Source organism: Salinicoccus jeotgali, from assembly GCF_039538805.1.
Taxonomy (GTDB): domain Bacteria; phylum Bacillota; class Bacilli; order Staphylococcales; family Salinicoccaceae; genus Salinicoccus; species Salinicoccus jeotgali.
In genome coordinates this window covers 79102-96579 of sequence record NZ_BAABCK010000017.1, presented here as the reverse complement: position 1 = coordinate 96579, position 17478 = coordinate 79102, and the positions used below count along the sequence as shown (strand labels likewise).

The 17478-nt window shown below is 46.9% G+C and carries 20 protein-coding genes; 15 read left to right on the top strand and 5 right to left on the bottom strand.

Annotated elements, in window-relative coordinates:
- Nucleotides 1-16: 16 nt before the first annotated feature.
- Nucleotides 17-439 (bottom strand): GNAT family N-acetyltransferase, encoded by a 423-nt coding sequence (locus ABD734_RS04490; protein ID WP_344701819.1) that lies wholly within the window; start codon nt 437-439, stop codon nt 17-19.
- A gap of 172 nt (nt 440-611) precedes the next feature.
- Here ABD734_RS04490 and ABD734_RS04485 point away from each other — a divergent pair, with 172 nt between their 5' ends.
- The 13 genes from ABD734_RS04485 to phoU all read left to right on the top strand — a co-directional run bounded on the left by ABD734_RS04485 (nt 612) and on the right by phoU (nt 13112).
- Nucleotides 612-1418: a carbon-nitrogen family hydrolase gene (locus ABD734_RS04485; protein ID WP_344701817.1), complete on the top strand. Its 807-nt coding sequence runs from the start codon at nt 612-614 to the stop codon at nt 1416-1418.
- 26 nt (nt 1419-1444) lie between these two features.
- On the top strand, nt 1445-1924 hold the full coding sequence (locus tag ABD734_RS04480) for a nucleoside deaminase (protein ID WP_344701815.1): 480 nt from the start codon (nt 1445-1447) through the stop codon (nt 1922-1924).
- A 212-nt stretch (nt 1925-2136) separates the two neighbouring features.
- The gene (locus ABD734_RS04475; RefSeq protein ID WP_344701813.1) at nt 2137-2616 is read left to right on the top strand and encodes a PH domain-containing protein; all 480 of its coding nucleotides are present in this window, start codon (nt 2137-2139) and stop codon (nt 2614-2616) included.
- A gap of 81 nt (nt 2617-2697) precedes the next feature.
- Nucleotides 2698-3435, top strand: a complete 738-nt coding sequence (locus ABD734_RS04470; RefSeq protein ID WP_344701811.1) for a tryptophan-rich sensory protein — start codon at nt 2698-2700, stop codon at nt 3433-3435.
- Between the two features lie 81 nt (nt 3436-3516).
- Entirely contained in the window at nt 3517-4011 is a 495-nt protein-coding gene (locus tag ABD734_RS04465; protein ID WP_344701809.1) for a dihydrofolate reductase, read from the top strand.
- A gap of 309 nt (nt 4012-4320) precedes the next feature.
- Nucleotides 4321-5538: a dicarboxylate/amino acid:cation symporter gene (locus ABD734_RS04460; RefSeq protein WP_344701807.1), complete on the top strand. Its 1218-nt coding sequence runs from the start codon at nt 4321-4323 to the stop codon at nt 5536-5538.
- Nucleotides 5539-5943: 405 nt separating this feature from the next.
- Complete coding sequence (locus ABD734_RS04455; protein ID WP_344701805.1) at nt 5944-6642, top strand: response regulator transcription factor; 699 nt, start codon at nt 5944-5946, stop codon at nt 6640-6642.
- On the top strand, nt 6639-8420 hold the full coding sequence (pnpS, locus tag ABD734_RS04450) for a two-component system histidine kinase PnpS (protein WP_344701803.1): 1782 nt from the start codon (nt 6639-6641) through the stop codon (nt 8418-8420). The genes ABD734_RS04455 and pnpS overlap by 4 nt, the downstream gene beginning before the upstream one ends.
- A gap of 311 nt (nt 8421-8731) precedes the next feature.
- Complete coding sequence (locus tag ABD734_RS04445) at nt 8732-9715, top strand: phosphate ABC transporter substrate-binding protein PstS family protein (protein ID WP_344701801.1); 984 nt, start codon at nt 8732-8734, stop codon at nt 9713-9715.
- A 70-nt stretch (nt 9716-9785) separates the two neighbouring features.
- The gene (gene pstC, locus ABD734_RS04440; RefSeq protein WP_344701843.1) at nt 9786-10715 is read left to right on the top strand and encodes a phosphate ABC transporter permease subunit PstC; all 930 of its coding nucleotides are present in this window, start codon (nt 9786-9788) and stop codon (nt 10713-10715) included.
- A gap of 1 nt (nt 10716) precedes the next feature.
- Nucleotides 10717-11595, top strand: a complete 879-nt coding sequence (gene pstA, locus ABD734_RS04435; protein WP_344701800.1) for a phosphate ABC transporter permease PstA — start codon at nt 10717-10719, stop codon at nt 11593-11595.
- 15 nt (nt 11596-11610) lie between these two features.
- Complete coding sequence (gene pstB / locus ABD734_RS04430) at nt 11611-12459, top strand: phosphate ABC transporter ATP-binding protein PstB (RefSeq protein WP_344701798.1); 849 nt, start codon at nt 11611-11613, stop codon at nt 12457-12459.
- Nucleotides 12456-13112, top strand: coding sequence for a phosphate signaling complex protein PhoU (phoU, locus tag ABD734_RS04425; RefSeq protein ID WP_344701796.1), 657 nt, complete (start codon nt 12456-12458; stop codon nt 13110-13112). The genes pstB and phoU overlap by 4 nt, the downstream gene beginning before the upstream one ends.
- A 172-nt stretch (nt 13113-13284) precedes the next feature.
- Here phoU and ABD734_RS04420 read toward each other — a convergent pair whose 3' ends face one another.
- Both ABD734_RS04420 and ABD734_RS04415 read right to left on the bottom strand, forming a co-directional pair.
- The gene (locus ABD734_RS04420) at nt 13285-13575 is read right to left on the bottom strand and encodes a 4a-hydroxytetrahydrobiopterin dehydratase (RefSeq protein WP_344701794.1); all 291 of its coding nucleotides are present in this window, start codon (nt 13573-13575) and stop codon (nt 13285-13287) included.
- A gap of 71 nt (nt 13576-13646) precedes the next feature.
- Entirely contained in the window at nt 13647-14777 is a 1131-nt protein-coding gene (locus tag ABD734_RS04415; RefSeq protein ID WP_344701841.1) for an NADH-dependent flavin oxidoreductase, read from the bottom strand.
- Nucleotides 14778-14951: 174 nt separating this feature from the next.
- Between ABD734_RS04415 and ABD734_RS04410 the strand changes: the two genes are divergently transcribed.
- The gene (locus ABD734_RS04410) at nt 14952-15725 is read left to right on the top strand and encodes a CHAD domain-containing protein (protein ID WP_344701792.1); all 774 of its coding nucleotides are present in this window, start codon (nt 14952-14954) and stop codon (nt 15723-15725) included.
- Nucleotides 15726-15794: 69 nt separating this feature from the next.
- Here ABD734_RS04410 and ABD734_RS04405 read toward each other — a convergent pair whose 3' ends face one another.
- A complete protein-coding gene (locus ABD734_RS04405; protein ID WP_344701790.1) occupies nt 15795-16058 on the bottom strand; it encodes a hypothetical protein in 264 nt (87 codons plus the stop codon).
- Between the two features lie 229 nt (nt 16059-16287).
- Between ABD734_RS04405 and ABD734_RS04400 the strand changes: the two genes are divergently transcribed.
- Nucleotides 16288-16512 (top strand): hexameric tyrosine-coordinated heme protein, encoded by a 225-nt coding sequence (locus ABD734_RS04400; protein WP_344701788.1) that lies wholly within the window; start codon nt 16288-16290, stop codon nt 16510-16512.
- A 54-nt stretch (nt 16513-16566) separates the two neighbouring features.
- On the opposite strand, the gene ABD734_RS04395 is transcribed toward ABD734_RS04400, so the two are convergent.
- Nucleotides 16567-17457, bottom strand: coding sequence for a patatin-like phospholipase family protein (locus ABD734_RS04395; RefSeq protein WP_344701786.1), 891 nt, complete (start codon nt 17455-17457; stop codon nt 16567-16569).
- Nucleotides 17458-17478: the final 21 nt, after the last annotated feature.

Genomic DNA, 17478 nt, shown 5'->3' with positions numbered 1-17478 from the left:
TCTTTAAGCGGGATTTTTATGCTTTCTTGCGAAGGTATATGAAGGGGACGGATCCCCCTTTTATTTCGGAAAACCCCCTGTAGGCAAGCCACGTTCCAGTGAAGGTGTTGGGTCCGCTATTTTGAAAGAAAAGATAGATTTCATCAACATGTGCGACAGCTTCAAGGTAAGTATCCATTAGGGATGAAGCGATGCCCTGTGAACGGAAATCGGGGTGGACGATGAAGTCGGATATGTATTGCGTAAAAGCCCCATCACCAGAAGAACGCAGAATACCAGTCAGCTGTTCATCCGACCATGCGGTGATGAGATAATCAGATGCAATGACTGCTTTATGGAGTTCACCGAATCGCGATTCATATCTGGATTGCCCCTTCGCCATATAGAGCTGCTCAAGGTCGTGTTGCCGTAAATCTTTATCCTGCCTTACCTCAATCATGTGGCCACCTCTTTTTAATTATAAGGATAACGTGAAAGCGCTGGACTTGCCATCGTTAATTGCAAGTATTCGGCATGTCCCATATACTTTAAGTAGATATTGAATGATTCTGACACGTTCATTTTGACGGTGAGCGATATTTCATCGACATTAAATCATATGAAGTAGAGGAGTGGGGGATATCAACGTAAAAGTCCTACAGTACCAGGTGGAATTTGGAGATTTCGAAGGTAATCTCAATAAGGTGCGTGCACAATTCGAACAGGAGACGCTTGAAGAGACGGATATCGTTGTGCTGCCTGAAATGTGGACATCAGGGTATGACCTTGAACATATAGCGGCGCATGCCTGTCATGACCTTGAGCCGGCCCTGTCGTTCATATCGGAATTGGCGCAGCAATATAATGTCAATATCGTCGCCGGCTCCGTCGCCAACATAAAGGATGACCCGGATAAGGTCTACAACACTGCGTTCGTCGTCGACCGTGAGGGGACGCTTGTATATGAGTACTCCAAGATGCATCTTGTGCCGATGCTCGATGAACCGAAACATCTTGCGGCAGGGGACAATAAAGTGGAGACATTTATGATTGATGGCAGCAAGTGCGGCATGGTGATCTGCTATGACCTAAGATTTCCGGAGCTGTTCAGGGACCTGACATTAAAAGGTGCTTCCATCATCTTTGTGCCAGCCCAATGGCCGGATGCACGGAAGAAGCACTGGGAAACGCTCCTTTCAGCACGGGCGATCGAAAACCAGTGCTACATCATCGGAGCGAACACGTATGGTGAGATGGGTGGGCAGACTTTCGCAGGACGCTCGATGATTACAGATCCTTGGGGTGAAGTCATCAGCGAAGCAAAAGGGCAGTCTGAAGCGGTAGTCAGTGGACAAATCGATTCGCAGGAAGTGGCGCGCATCAGACAGGAAGTGCCTATTTTTGAAAGCAGGCGGCGGGATATGTATCATTGCCTGTAGAATACGTTCTGGGAAAGGATGATCATGTGATTACTGAAACAGATAGGAAATATTTGACGAGATGCGTAGAACTCGCCCGGACTGCGCTCGATAAAGGAGACGCACCATTTGGTTCACTCCTCGTCTCAAAAGATGGGGAAGTACTCTTTGAAGATCACAACAGAATCGCCAGCGGCGATGCCACGCGCCATCCCGAGTTTGAAATCGCAAGATGGGCGGCTTCACATCTGAATGAGGAAGACCGTCGCAGCGCGACCGTCTATACTTCAGGTGAACACTGCTCCATGTGCGCCTCGGCGCACGGTCTTGTCGGCCTCGGCCGCATCGTATATGCCAGTTCCACCAAGCAGCTGAAGGCATGGCAGCAGGAAATGGGCCTGGAATCAGGCCCACTGAAAGGATTATCCATCACCGAAGTGCTGACGGATGCTGAAGTGGATGGCCCCGATGACACGTTGGCCGAAGAAGTGCGACAACTCCAGTTCACGTACCATCAAAAAGCATAATTTACGAAATAACCGCCCTGTTAAGTATTTACAGGGGGGGTATTTTTAAATGAATCGTTACTGGAAGCTGCAGCTTGATGAAATGGAAACGTTGAAATTCATTTCGAGACTTGCCGACAGACAGCTAAAAACAGTATGATGGGGCAGCAGGAAGACTACATCCAAAACTTGATGAGTGTCTTCTATAAGTAAAAAAAGTGGGGCGCATCTGTATGAGCATCTGGTTCCTATTGAATTTCATATTAGTGATCTGGGCTGTGTGGAATGTTGCATCCGGGTTCTCGGCCAACACGCCATATCTACATATATTGCTTGGTTTTACGGGTTTTTTACTGTTCATATTCAACTGGACACGCAATGCTGTTTTCTCGACCATACGCAATATCGGGGACAGGCGGAAGAAAATCCGTCTGGCCCAATTTTCGAAACGCATCAGGCCCTATCACCGCTATGTCGGGACAGGAGCGCTGATCATCATCCTGCTGCATGGTTTCCTGGTCATCGACCTCTATACATTCGACCCATCCAATATGAAGATATTGACAGGGACCATCGCAGCGTTCAATCTGCTTTGCCTGGTTCTCTCAGGATGGTACCGGCTGCTGGTCGATCCGAGGCTTAAAATCAGGAAACTTCATATCGGCCTCGGCATCTCCATGTTTGTTCTCGTCATCATCCACTTCATATATTAAAAAAAACGTATCCCCCTCTAGGGAGTGGCTAAATAGTATTTGGGGTATAGGTAAAATATTATGGAGGAGAGAGTCGATAAAATGTCTGAACATAGGAAATGGACCATAGGATATATCGCAGCATTTGCCGTCATGCTGTATTTCAATTACTTAAGTGCGGCTAACGTAAGCTCTGTCGCAAATGACAATCAGACGATCATCCAGCCGGCAGGATACGCCTTTTCGATATGGGGCATCATCTACATTTTGCTGCTGATATGGCTCATCCGCCTGTTTTTCGAGAAAACATGGGAAGATTCAGTCGTCCAAAAACTTAGGTTCTGGCCCATTGCCAACTTTTTGCTGAATGGCCTGTGGATTGTCGTATTCACCCAACAATTGCTGATTGCTTCAGTACTTGTCATTGGCGCAGTGCTGTTTACATTGGCGAGGATGCATGTGCTGCTGACTGAAAAAGGATACCGCTGGTTTGATCGCCTGCCGATTTCAGTCTATTACAGCTGGGTTACGATTGCGACGGTGGTCAACGTCTTCACACTTATCGTCAGCAGCGGTATTGGAACGCTGTTCGGCATGGGTGAACTGCCATGGACGATCATCATCCTTATGGCAGCCACATTGATCATTGCAGCCATCGGACTCCGCTTCAAAGATTGGCTGTACCCGCTTATAGCGCTCTGGCCATTCTTTGCCATATACACTAAAAATGAAGGGGCGTATGCGAGCCTCGATATCACCCTGGTCGTTACGTCCCTGTTGCTGATTGCAATAGCTGTATTTGTGGCGGTATCGAAGCTGCGTGGACAGCGGACTGGGTAATGGGGGTGGCTCTATGAGGCATCACAATCTTGCTGAGGTGGATGTCCTGACGAACGTAAGTGACAGAAAGGAGGGGACGAGATGATTGCGTATGTGTGGGCCGAGGATGAAGATAAAGTCATCGGCAAAGACGGTGAACTGCCGTGGCACCTGCCGGCTGATATGGCTTTTTTCAAGAAGGTGACGCTGCAAGGTGATATCGTAATGGGACGCAGGACTTATGAGACCATCCCAAAAAGACCGCTTCTAGGACGTCGTAATATTGTATTGACTACCAACCAAGATTACGAGGCCCCCGGAGCGATGGTGGTCCATTCCAAGGAAGAAGCGCTAGCCCTTGGGAAAGAGTATGGGGAGGATCTGTACATCATCGGTGGTGCCACGCTGTTTAAGATGTTTGAAGACGATGTGGAGATCCTTTATCGCACCCTTATCAATGAACATTTCAAAGGGGATACGTATTTCCCGCGAGACTTCGATTACGACAAGTTCGAGCGCATTCAATCTGAAGTGGGGCCTGTAGATGATAAAAATAAGTACGCCCACACTTATGAAGTGTGGCAGCGGAAGGAATAACCCAAATCAAAAAACTGGTGCATAGAATTGAATTGACGCCCTCCAGGTTTACGGATGCAACGAAACATTTGTAAATCAGGAGGGGATTTTTGTGACCTTGAATGCCTGTTCAAAAGATTATTTTTTAACCTTTAAACCATTTTTTATGAATATTTACTTGAACATCTATATAATTGTTTATAACAAATTCATCAACTGTACTACATAAATTACATCGAACTCAAATAGCACTCGTATTATATTTAAGGTTGCTGTCGGGTCCAGAAGAACGAAGCAACACTTGGTCATTGAAAAGAGAGGATCAAATATATGTGGAGAAAGTATAAAGACAGCTCAATTGTTTTAAAAATGACGATTGCTTTTATAGCAGGCATAATTGTTGCTTTAATATTAGGTGAAAACGCTAAATTTCTGGAACCATTAGGCCAGATACTCATTAGATTATTAAAATTGATCGCTATACCCATCATCTTTTTGACTATAGTATTATCCTTAAGTCGAATTAATTTAGCGAGTCTAGGAAGGATGGGCGGGAAATTATTTTTATATTACAGTGTCACAACAGGTTTATCTGTATTGATTGGTGTAATAGTTGCCCTGATTATAAATCCTGGTGAAAATTTGACCTTACCAAAAACATCAATTGATCAACCCGATATCCCCGATTTTTCAGACATACTGTATAAAATAATACCTGATAATTTAATTGGAACATTTTCTTCCGGTGAGTTATTGTCAATATTATTCATAGCTATAATTTTAGGCATTTCGATGTCGATTCTGTTATCTTCATCTGATGACGATACACAACAAAAAACACAGTCCCTCTATTCACTCTTTGAAACTTTGAACAAAGTTTTTAATGTTATATTAAATGGTATATTGCTCTATGCACCAATTGGTGTATTTGGTATCAGCGCCTCGACATTCGGTTCTCAAGGATTGAACTCCTTTAAGTCTTTATTGTTATTTACACTCACTTTCTATATAGGGATTTTTATTTTATGGTTCCTCGTCTATTTCAGCTTTTTAAAATTAGCGGATAAATCTGTTTTGAGATTTTTAAAAGATACTAAAGAAGCCTATTTAACTGCTTTTTTCACCTCAAGCAGCATCGCTTCTTTGCCTATTGCAATCAAGTCTGCCAAAAGAGCTGATATTTCACATGAGGTTGTGAATTTTTCAATTCCTCTGGGTACCATATTTAATTCTGATGGCGGTGCCCTCAGAATGGGAGTGTCCATTGTATTTGCAACCAACGTAATCGGAATGGATCTATCTTTAGAAAATCTATTTATAATTGTAGCCATAGGAACAATCTTGTCCATCGGTACTGCTGGCATCCCTGCTGGCGGTCTCATAACTCTTTCAGCTGTTCTTAGTCTATTCGGTTTACCGTTAGAAATTGTGGCCTTAATAGCTGGTGTGGATGCAATAATAGGAATGGGAGGGACTGCCTCCAATGTATTGGGTGACATAATTGGAGCTGCCGTTGTAGATAAAAGAAAAGTAAGACCTAATGAGTAGCTGGGAAACCTTCACGGTAGTATGTTGACCCTACGCAAAATCCGGATAACGAGTGGAGTTCTGCTCTTTTTGAAGGTCAAATGAGTAAAGTGTTTGAAGCGGCCAGTGGATGGCAAGAACAGATATGCCCGCACTTATGAAGTGTGGCGACAGAAAAACAGATAGATCAAGTTCTTTAAAAAAGGAAGAATCTTATCATGAAAAGCTAAAAAACACCATCAAATCCCAGTATGCGCAAATTTCGAACATATCAATTGTCTTTTAGATTTTGAGTGACAGTAAACACTTCGTCGGTTGTAAAGTTAAGCTAGACAGATAGAAAGGTCCCACATGATATACTCAAAATGGTTTTCCGACAAATGAAAACATTAAAAAAACCTGATATATACGGAAGGAGCAATTACTGTGCATAAGATCCTTGTAGTGGATGATGAGCCATCCATTGTTACATTGATAAAATTCAATTTGGAAAAGGCTGGATACATAGTGATTACAGCGGAGGATGGTCGGCAGGGGTTGGATCTTTCTTTGACTGAAAAGCCCGACCTGATCGTACTGGATCTGATGCTGCCAGGAATGGATGGAATGGATGTCTGCAAGACACTCAGGCAAGAAAAGGTCGAGACACCCATCCTGATGCTCACAGCAAAGGATGAAGAGTTCGATAAAATTCTAGGTCTGGAGCTCGGCGCCGATGACTATATGACGAAGCCTTTCAGTCCAAGGGAGGTGGTGGCGCGCGTCAAGGCGATTCTCCGCAGGACCCAGATACAGGAGCCCCCTGTCGATGCAGCTACAGTGATCAAGCTCGGTACACTAGAAATACATACCGACACCTACGATGTCTATGTCCGCGGCGAACAGCTCGTACTGACCCCAAAGGAGTACGAACTGCTCCTCTATCTTTCAAATCATAAGAACAAAGTCCTGAGTCGCGACCAGCTGCTGAATGGGGTGTGGGACTTCCATTATGATGGCGATACGCGGATCGTTGATGTCCATATAAGTCATCTGCGCGAAAAGATCGAGGCCGACCCGAAACGTCCTGCCTACATCCGGACCATCCGGGGGTTCGGCTACAAGCTCGAGGTTCCTTCAGAATGAAGCGTCTATGGTTCAGGATCGCATCCGCCTTCTTCATCCTGATACTCATCCTGATACTCATCCTGTGGTTCATCCTTGCAGCACTGCTGAAGAATGCCTATACAGATATGACCCGCGATCATCTTATCGAAAATGCACAGATGGTCACACAGATCATCAGCGCCTCGGAAAGCTATGATGAACGTGAACAGCTGCAGGAACTCATCAAAAACTTTGAGCAGCCGATTCAGATGCGCTTTACAGTTGTGGATACGGAAGGTGTCGTGCTTGCCGATTCCGAAAACGACCCTGAAAAAATGAACAATCATTTCGACCGTCCTGAAATACAGGATGTACTTCAGCAGAATGAGACATTCGGAGAATCAATCCGCTACAGTACAACGCAGGACTTCAATATGATGTATGTCGCCCTGCCACTCGTTTCCGAAGGGGAGACTGTAGGAGCAGTCAGGAGCTCCCTGTCCCTCGGCATCATTGATGATGCCATGGACCAGCTAAGGTTCAGCCTGTCTATTGCCCTTGGTCTGATGTTCCTGATGGCCGCCATTGCGACCACCATGCTTGCAAGGAGCATCACACGACCGATCGACACCATCATGAATGTCACTTCCCGCCTGAGAAGGAAGGACTACAGCAGCCGGGTGAGCACGGAGGCAAAAGGTGAAATCGGCGACCTCTCCCAGTCCATCAATGCGCTTGCTGCAAGTCTGCAGAGCCAGATGAAGGAGATAGAGGAGAATGAACAGCAGCTTACGAGCATCATCTCTAATATGGTGAGTGGTGTCATGCTCGTCAACCAGGACGGGAAGGTCACATTGATGAATGCATCGATGGAAAAGTTCCTTTCCCAGCATAAGGATAACCTGATCGGCCAGCCCTATGAGAAAGTCGGTGAACGATTCGCCCTCAGTCCGCATATACATGCCGTCTTTGAAACCAATGAGAAGGTTCACGAAGAAGTCCACTCCTATTATCCGCACGAACGCATCATGGATGCCCACCTTGCCCCCTACTATGGCCAAGGATGGCAGCAGTGTGGCGTCATCATCGTCCTCCATGACATTACGGAGATAAGGAGACTTGAAAAGATGCGCAGTGACTTTGTGGCCAATGTCTCGCATGAATTGAAGACACCAGTCACTTCGGTCAGGGGGTTCTCCGAGACGCTGATGAGCGGGGAAGTGACCGATGAAGAAACCACTCAGCAGTTCCTCAAGATCATACACGATGAAAGCCAGCGGCTCGATCGCCTGATCAGGGACCTTCTGAACCTCTCCAAAATAGAGAAGCAGGAGATGCCTCTGAACCTCGAGCCTCTAAACCTGACGGCACTCGCCCATGAGGTTTCCGTTACACTGCAGGGGGCCATCGAAGAGAAGAAGACACGGCTGGCCCTTCCAGATCCATCAAGGGATGTATATCTGGAGGGGGATGAAGACCGTCTCAGACAAATCATACTCAATCTGGTGGGAAATGGCATTAACTACACTGCCGAAGGTGGGGCTGTCAAGTTATCACTGAAGGAGGATACGAATAACGTCCGCCTGATTATAGAGGATGATGGCATCGGCATCCCTGAAGAGAGCCTCCCCCGCATATTCGAGCGCTTCTATCGTGTTGACCGGGCACGTTCCCGCCACTCCGGCGGCACAGGCCTCGGTCTTGCCATAGTCAAACACCTGATAGAATCCCACCGCGGGGAAATAGAGGTCGAAAGCCGTGAAGGCGAGGGCACGACCTTCACCGTGACGCTGCCGAAAAAGCAGGAAGACAGCTAACGGCCTGTGTGCGGATTCCGGCCAAAGCACGTAAAAATAAAAAGGCTCTGCTTCCTTCTCTAAGATGCACCCCTAAAGTTGAATTCCAAATTTCAACTTTAGGGGTGTTTTTATATGCATAGAAAATACTTAATAGATTCTAAGCTGAATGTGATTCAAAATTACTTGAATGGTGACCTGGGGGGGTTCGGCGTTGGTGTTTTTTCATATTTACACAATCTTTACAAACCATTCATTTCAAATTTACATTCATCCGATAGAGTAGGGCTTGTAGGAAACACAACACTTATTTTATTGGAGGAGTTCGGGTAATGAAAAAGAGTATCTTTATGGCTGCATTGCTGATGAGCCTAGTATTCATTCTGGCAGCGTGCGGAGGGGGCAATGCAAGTGATCCATCTGAAGGAAGCACAGGGGACGGAAGCGGAGATGGTTCCGAAGCCAGTACAGATGCAGAAGCTTCTGCATCAGGCAGCATCTCCGGCGACGGATCTTCAACAGTAGCCCCGATTCTTGAACTGATAAACGAAGATTTCAACGCTGAGTACCCAGAAGTCCAGGTTTCCATCGGTGTCTCCGGTACAGGTGGCGGTTTTGAGAAGTTTGTAGCCGGTGAGACGGACTTTCAGAACGCATCCCGTGAAATCAAGGAAGAAGAAGTTTCTGAGCTGGAAAAGGCAGGCATCGACTTTACAGAATTCAAAGTTGCGAATGACGGCCTGACGGTTGCAGTCAATACGGAGAATGATTTCGTCGACTACCTGACTTTCGAAGAGCTGCAGACGATCTACAATGGCGAAGCTGAAACTTGGAGCGATGTCCGTGATGAATTCCCTGATGAAGAAATAACAGCTTATGCACCGGACCAGTCACACGGCACACACGACTTCTTCAAGGAAGCGGTCATGGAAGATGGCGATATCACAGCTGAATTGAACCAGGACACGAACGTCATCTCCCAATCCGTGGCAAGCAGCGAAGGTGCGATTGGATTCTTCGGATATAACTACTACATGGTGAACCAGGAAAATCTGAAAGGTGTTCCGATTCAAGGTACGGAAAGTGAAGAGCCTGTTGAAGTCAAAGAAGAGACTGTCATGAGCTATGAGTATCCGTTGGCGCGTCCACTGTTTGTATACGCCAAGGATGAATCCTTTGAAAATAACGAATCGTTCATGCAGTTCATGGAATACACTCTGAACAATGCTTCATCTGCAGCGGAAGAGGCAGGATATGTTGCACTGACTGAAGATGAAATGAAGGAACAGAAGGACAAGCTCGAAGCATTCAAGTAGGTATTTGGCACAATAAAAGCAACTGGACGGGAAGTCCCCGTCCAGTTTAAAGTATTTTGAAACGAGGTTCATTATGAGTGATTATAATATTCGTGAAATGATAGACAATAAAAAGGGCAGACGGAGTACAGTCTTTATGGAGAAGGCAGTGCCGATCATCTTACTTCTCATCACGTCGGTATCCGTATTGACGACCATAGGTATCCTTATAACATTACTGTCAGAGACGGTAATGTTCTTCACCCGGGTCTCCCCGGTGGAATTCCTGACTTCGACCGAATGGTCTGCGTTCAGCTCTGACCCTGAGTGGGGTATTTTTGCCCTGATCATGGGAACTATGAAAATCACTGTGATTGCAGTCGCTTTTGCAGTACCGATTGGCCTTGGGGCTGCCATATATTTAAGTGAATATGCAAGCGATCGGGTGCGCCGGGTAATCAAGCCGATACTCGAAATCCTTGCCGGCATACCGACTGTCGTTTATGGGTTTTTCGCCTTGACTTTCGTCACTCCTCTGATCAGGGGCGTATGGCCTGAAGTCAACCTTTTCAACGCAATCAGTCCAGGTCTCGTCGTCGGAGTGATGATCATACCGATGATTGCAAGCCTGAGTGAGGATGCGATGAGCTCCGTTCCGAATACCATTCGGGAAGGGGCACTCGGTCTCGGCTCTACAAGACTCGAGACGGTGTTCAAGGTTGTCCTGCCTGCTGCCGTTTCGGGCATCATGGCCTCGATTGTCCTTGCGGTTTCCCGGGCAATCGGCGAGACGATGATCGTTTCGATTGCAGCAGGGAGTACTCCCAATGCAAGCCTGAACATCATGGAGTCCCTACAGACGATGACGGGCTTCATCGTTCAAGTAGCCTCGGGCGACGCCACTTACGGCAGTGACGTCTACTTCAGCCTCTACGCCGTCGGCATGACGCTTTTTGTCTTCACACTGCTGATGAATGTGATGGCACAATGGTTCTCACGGAAATTCAGGGAGGAATATTAAGATGGAATTGATCGATAAAAAGTCTATAGGAAAGAGATTGAATGGAAGGCTGATGCTCAACAAGGTGCTGAAGTACATCTTCCTCCTGTGCACCCTGGTGGGACTGGTCGTTTTGGCAACCTTGTTGATCGATACTATCATCGACGGGTGGAGCTACTTGACGGCTGACTTTTTCACGAACTTCAGCTCGAGCCGTCCTGAGAATGCAGGCATCAGAGGCGCACTTATCGGTACATTATGGCTGATGGGCACTACAGCGCCCATCGCAATCATCCTTTCTGTAGGTACAGCCCTTTATCTGGAAGAATATGCACCCAAAAATAAGCTTACCGGCTTCATAAAGATAAACATCTCGAATCTCGCTGGGGTACCATCGGTTGTGTTCGGTCTACTCGGCCTTACGCTGTTCGTCAGAATGGCCGGACTCGGGAATTCCGTCCTTGCGGCCGCACTGACGATGTCGCTTATGATCCTGCCCGTCATCGTTGTGGCTTCCCAAGAGGCCATCCGGTCGGTTCCATCTTCCATACGTGAAGCATCCATTGGCATGGGGGCGACAAAATGGCAGACGATTACCCGAATCATACTTCCCGCCTCATTACCGGGGATCATCACAGGAATCATTTTGTCACTTTCCCGCGCAATCGGGGAGACGGCTCCCCTCGTCGTCATCGGCATACCGACGATTCTGCTGTTTACACCGACAAGTGTATTCGATACATTCTCAGCGCTGCCGATGCAGATATTCTCGTGGGTCAAAATGCCCAATCCAGAATTCCAGTCCATTACAGCGGCAGCGATACTCGTGCTTCTGTTCATCCTGTTCCTGATGAACTCCGTAGCAGTTTATATAAGGAATAAATACTCTAAGCGTTTTTAATCTGGAGGCTTTAATATGACTTTGACAAAAGTAAAAGAGGAAAAAGATATGATAATAAATGACCCAATAACCCAGAGCAGGCCTGCAGGTAGCAAACCAGTTGAGCAGTCCCAACCGGTATTCCAGACAAAGGACTTCAACCTGTGGTATGGGGACAATCATGCCCTGCAGAATATCAACCTTGACTTCAACAGGAATGAAATCTCCGCAATCATCGGTCCTTCAGGGTGCGGTAAATCGACTTTCATTAAAGCTCTGAACCGCATGGTGGAACTCGTGCCCATCGTCCGGACCGAAGGGGATATACTCTACAGGGATCAGAGCATCTTCGATAAATCGCTGACTGTGGAGGAACTGCGCACAAAGGTGGGGATGGTATTCCAGAAGCCGAATCCATTCCCGAAATCCATCTACGACAATGTCGCATACGGCGCACGTGTTCATGGGATCCGCAACAAAAAGGTACTGGATCAGGTGGTGGAGAAAAGTCTTAAGGGCGCTGCCATATGGGATGAAGTGAAGGACAGACTGAGCGATAACGCCTATGGGCTTTCCGGCGGCCAACAGCAGAGAATCTGCATCGCCCGCGCGTTGGCGATTGAGCCGGATGTCATTCTGATGGATGAACCGACAAGTGCACTCGACCCGATTTCCACAACCAAAATCGAAGATTTGATGCAGGAGCTGAAGAAGGACTACAGCATCATCATCGTGACACACAATATGCAGCAGGCAGCTAGAATATCAGATCGCACGGCGTTCTTCTACCAGGGTCATGTCATTGAATATAACCGGACGAACGTCATCTTCGAGAAGCCGAAGGATCAGCGTACCGAAGACTATGTTTCCGGAAGGTTTGGATGATGGTCTACCGTGGAAAGTTTTCCGATGAGATGGAAAGGCTCTATGGCAATGTAAACACACTCGGTCACGAGTGCTACAATCGGCTGAGGGGGAGCACGGACATCCTTTCAAGTCAAAATACGGAGTATGCCAGAAAACTCGTGGCAGATGATTTCAGGATCAACAGGTTGGAAGAGGAGATCAACACACAGGCCATAAATCTGATAACTACCCAACAGCCTGTAGCCACCGACCTCAGGCTCATCATCTCTAGCATCAAAGTGGCAGATGATCTCGAACGGATCAGCGACAACATCAGCAACCTTGGAGAGGTGAGGAAGCGGGTACGCATTACGAATGAAAGATTGCTGTTGCGCCTGTCCACGATGGAAAACCTCGCACTGTTGATGCTGGCAGATGTAAAAACCGCCTATGACACAGAAAATATTGAACTCTGTACTGAAATCATCATGCGGGATGAAGACATCGATGCACTCTTCGTCCAGATCACCACATCAGACATCTTTGAGGAGACCGATGCCTTCCTGACAGGCCAAAGCCAATTGTGTGCAAAATACCTGGAACGCATCGGAGATCATATAAAAAATATGGCGGAACATGTCTTCTATGTACTGACAGGTGACAAACATGAAAGCGGAAAGCAGATGAAATAGGCCCTGGAATCCTCCAGGGTCTATTTCTATGCGATAATTTCAGGTTATGGTTTTTCTTTGGTACACCGAATCTCTGCCTATCACAAAAGAACCCCCTCCAGGTCTACAGATGTGTTATTTCATCTGTAGACCTGGAGGGGGTTAGTTCAATTCTATGCAATTGCTTTTTGGCTTATTTCATCTCATTTTCATACAGCCGGTAGATGTTTTCACACGCTTTACCGCCTTGGATGTCTTTTTCAGTAAGCTGCTTTTTGGAGAAAGTGGTCCATGATACAGTAACTGCGGTATGGTTGATTACAATCTTAGGGTGGTGTTGGACACTTTCTGCATAGATGCCGATTTTTTCGACGAAGGAGATGGCATCCAGATAGCGGTCGAATTTGAAGGTTCGTTTGATTTTTTCATCTTCCAGCGTCCAGTCATGCAGTTTCTCGACTTCGGCTTTAACATCACTCGTCATGACGCCTCCTTATAGATAGTACTACAATGTATCTACCCTGGAAGGGGCGGTGACAACCATCGTTATACTGCCTACTGGTCTTTACGTGGCACCGGATAGAACCCTTTTTTTAGCTGCTGCCACAGGGGTTCCGGCAAGTCATGCATGTCTGCTCTGTCCGGATCGAACACATTTGTAATCTGATCTTCTTTGCCATGTGCAATCTTATGGACGAATTCATGGTCAAGCAGAAGCACACGGCCCAGGCCAAGCAGATCGACACGCCCGGTCTTGATTGCGTCCGCTGCCTGATCCGCTTCGAATATGGAACCGATGCCGATCAATGGCATGCGCCCATCGATCCATTCATGGAGTAGGTCAATACGCCTCATGCCTTCATATTTACCCGTACGCACTGTGGAATGGACATCGAATAATGAGGCGTGGAGATAATCCAGAGGTTTGGTGATGAGTTTCTGGATCAGCGTTTTGGTGATTTCCATGTCGATCCCCGGATCAGCCGGTTCTTCTGGTGAAAATCTGTAGCCGACGATGAAATCTTCACTGCCATGTTCTTTGGCTGCCTGGATGACTTCATCAACCACTGCCAGCGGGAAGCGGTAGCGGTCCTCACCCCATTGATCTGTACGCCTATTGAAGTGGGGGGAGACGAACTGGTGGATGATGTAGTGGTTCGCGCCGTGGATTTCAACGCCGTCGAAGCCTGCCTCTACCGCACGACGCGTCGCTTCTCCGAATGCTTTTATCGTCGATTCGATTTCATCGGGTGTAATTTCCCGCGCGTCGTGGGGTTCCTTTTCGTTGAAGCTTTGCATGGTGATTGCGCTTGGTGCAGCGGCGTCACCTTCAGGCGTCAACTCGGGTAGAGCTTGGGCGCCGCCATGGTGGATCTGCAGAATTGCTTTCGCGCCGCCTGCCTTCATTGCTTCCGCAAGACGTGACATGCCTGCGATATCAGAATCGCGGGCGATTGACGGTTGTCCTGGGAATGCTTTGCCGAGTCCCGTGACGTTCGATGCAGCTGTCAGGGCCAGACCGACATCTTTGGAGCGTTTACGGAGATATTCGATTTCAGCCTCTGATACCGTACCATCCGCATTTGAAGAAATATGCGTGAGGGGGGCGAGGACGAATCTATTCCTCAGTGCGGTGCCGTTCGGCAACTGCACCGTTTCGAACAATGGTTCATATGTTTTGGTCATCATATAAGTTTCCTCCAGATTCTACTCTTTGTTGCAACAAAACATACTATACAAGTCGAATTTATATTTATCAATTCATCTGTTCAGTTGTCAGGTGGACTTCTCGATATGCAGTAATTATGTGGATAAAGGGTATAGTATGGTGACAAGCATGAGAGGAAGGGGAGGAACAGGATGGAAGCACTTCAGGAGATATTGTATAAACGGCTCAAAAAGATCAAACAAGCATATAGAGACTACGAGAATAATCCGTATAATCCGGCATTGGTGCATGAATTGCGTGTAGATACCAGAAAATTGAGGAGCGTCATCCATTTCCTTAAACATGCATTCGGCGAAAAGGAATACAATCGTATCAATCGGGAATTGAAATCATTCGCAAAGACTTACGGCCGGCTTAGGGAACTGGATGTACTTACGGAAGTGTGCAGTACAATCGCATTGAGGCAGCCGGATTTAAGTGAGCATTATTACGATATGTTCAAATATCTGCGGGAAGAACGCAATAGGGAAATGAAGCGGACATTCAATAAAACGAATATTGAAGCATTCAATGGAATGCTCGAATCCGTCGAGCAGGCAATCGATATGTTGTCCATCGAAATGGATACAAGTATTGAGGATTACATCACTGACAGGCTCAAAACGAAAAAAACTGTCCTCATCAAAGAATATGAAGAATTGGATATGACCGATTACAATGCAGTGCATGACGTCAGGAAGCGGGCGAAGAAGTTGAGATACTCTGCCCGTTATTTGAGGCCATTGACAGGAAAGAAGCATAAGAAGACCATTAAAAGGATGAAGAAGATCCAGAATGCGTTGGGCAATTACACGGATGCCCATGTCAACGCCGAACTGCTCGATGAATTGGGTGCCAAAATGAAAAATGAGGAATTGAAGAAGCTGTTTGCTTATATGGGCAGGATAGAGAATCAGTCTAAATGACTTTAGGGAGAGCGAATTGTGCACCCAAAATAAAGGGGGGAATCCGATGTTCGGATTCCCCCCTTTATTTTATTGCTGCTTCTTAGACGCTTCTTCACGCAGTTCATTATAGTACAGCACGCTTGTCATCGCACCTTCATCGACCATGTTGGCATCATGCTCTTCGTCTGGCTTGCCCAACTGGATGGTATAAGGGTCATCCGTCCAGGTGCTGGCTTTCCTGATGACCTTGTCTACACCCCGTTTGACCGTTTTCTGGTTTTCTTCCTTCGATAGATAGGCAGCTCCTGCCAGAATCCCCGCTGCACCAATCAACTTTGTAACTTTCCCCATGAAATATCCTTCCTTTCCATTTGAGAAAATGACTGTACTTCTCATCCAATACTTGTTACTTCTATTATCTCATAATTGTCTGTAAAATGGAAATATAGCGAATATTTTCTGATGTGTAGACAACTACAACAGCGGTTATGCATGAAATGGAATAGTGAAAAGTTACAATCAGGTCTCGGTTTCGATATAATGTAGGTGAGGCATAAAATATATCGGGGGGGATTCGTTTATGGAAGAATGGCTGACAAGTTTAAAGACAGAGACACCGCAGCAGGGATTCCATCCGGCAGTGAAGTTGGCACGTAAGGGCGTAGGGCTGACGCAGCCTGATGCGGAAGTACGCAAGAAACTGCGCCCGGTCTACGCAGAAGATGCAGACAGTCTCACAATGGCATCCCAGGTGATTGCGATCCATTACCAGACGATTGCTGCTGCCAATGATTATTGGAAATGAGCATAAAAGAGTCTAAAAGGCGCATACATCGTATGCGCCTTTTAAGAGGTCGTACTATGTCGTTTTACCTTGAGCACTCTGAGTCTGGGTGGAAGAAGTGGGCCTGAGAAAAGAGCGGAGTGCATCGTAATGGGTTTTGGCATCTTCCCAGCCGAGTTGATAAAGAGCTTCAAGCCGCTCTTTCTTCCGTTCAGCCCGGCCCACCTTCAAGTCCACGGAAGGGCTGAGGACGAAGGCTGCACCATGCTTCTCCTGTCTATATACATAATGGAGCGATTCGTTATAGAAACGGTAGCGGGTAGCAAGCCTGTCGCTGATTGCCGGATGATTTTTATATTTGATGAGTTTCGATATCCGGCCCGGCTTTTTATAGTATCCCCGCGGTTTGGTCAGGATGACGACATTTTTAGGGAAACCATCATTTTCCGACTTTTTGATCGGAATCGAATCGGAGATGCCGCCATCCAGCAGTTCGCGGCCTTCAAATTCTACACGCGAGGCAACGAAGGGCAGAGAACTGGAAGCCCTCAGAAGTGTGGCGATGGATGAAGTGTCGTAGTCCTCTTTTTTGAAGTAGGCAGGTTCACCGGTCTCGCAATCGGTTGCGACGATGACAAACTCTTCCGGTTCCTGCATCAATGTCTCCACATCAAAGGGAACAAGCGTATTGGGTATTTCATCGAATATGAAGTCCATGCCGAACAGTTCGCGTTTTTTAATGGAGTTCGATAATGACATATAGCGTTTGTCATCCATATAGTCCAGGTTCACTTTGCGATTGCGGTCCTCCTGGCGCGCCAGATATGAGGCGCCCATACAAGCCCCTGCAGAAACCCCGATGACATAAGGAAAGTAGAGCCCCCGGCTCATGAAATATTCCAATACCCCGGCTGTATACAATCCACGCATGCCGCCACCTTCAAGCACCAATCCTGTATCCGTCATAAAAGCGATCCCACCTATTTA

Coding starts and splice junctions, on each gene's coding strand:
- ABD734_RS04395 (WP_344701786.1), bottom strand. CDS start 17,457: ATGACGGATACAGGATTGGTGCTTGAAGGTGGCGGCATGCGTGGATTG.
- ABD734_RS04415 (WP_344701841.1), bottom strand. CDS start 14,777: ATGACCAAAACATATGAACCATTGTTCGAAACGGTGCAGTTGCCGAAC.
- ABD734_RS04465 (WP_344701809.1), top strand. CDS start 3,517: ATGATTGCGTATGTGTGGGCCGAGGATGAAGATAAAGTCATCGGCAAA.
- ABD734_RS04400 (WP_344701788.1), top strand. CDS start 16,288: ATGGAAGAATGGCTGACAAGTTTAAAGACAGAGACACCGCAGCAGGGA.
- ABD734_RS04475 (WP_344701813.1), top strand. CDS start 2,137: ATGAGCATCTGGTTCCTATTGAATTTCATATTAGTGATCTGGGCTGTG.
- phoU (WP_344701796.1), top strand. CDS start 12,456: ATGATGGTCTACCGTGGAAAGTTTTCCGATGAGATGGAAAGGCTCTAT.
- pnpS (WP_344701803.1), top strand. CDS start 6,639: ATGAAGCGTCTATGGTTCAGGATCGCATCCGCCTTCTTCATCCTGATA.
- pstB (WP_344701798.1), top strand. CDS start 11,611: ATGACTTTGACAAAAGTAAAAGAGGAAAAAGATATGATAATAAATGAC.
- ABD734_RS04420 (WP_344701794.1), bottom strand. CDS start 13,575: ATGACGAGTGATGTTAAAGCCGAAGTCGAGAAACTGCATGACTGGACG.
- ABD734_RS04445 (WP_344701801.1), top strand. CDS start 8,732: ATGAAAAAGAGTATCTTTATGGCTGCATTGCTGATGAGCCTAGTATTC.
- ABD734_RS04490 (WP_344701819.1), bottom strand. CDS start 439: ATGATTGAGGTAAGGCAGGATAAAGATTTACGGCAACACGACCTTGAG.
- ABD734_RS04410 (WP_344701792.1), top strand. CDS start 14,952: ATGGAAGCACTTCAGGAGATATTGTATAAACGGCTCAAAAAGATCAAA.
- ABD734_RS04460 (WP_344701807.1), top strand. CDS start 4,321: ATGTGGAGAAAGTATAAAGACAGCTCAATTGTTTTAAAAATGACGATT.
- ABD734_RS04470 (WP_344701811.1), top strand. CDS start 2,698: ATGTCTGAACATAGGAAATGGACCATAGGATATATCGCAGCATTTGCC.
- ABD734_RS04405 (WP_344701790.1), bottom strand. CDS start 16,058: ATGGGGAAAGTTACAAAGTTGATTGGTGCAGCGGGGATTCTGGCAGGA.
- pstA (WP_344701800.1), top strand. CDS start 10,717: ATGGAATTGATCGATAAAAAGTCTATAGGAAAGAGATTGAATGGAAGG.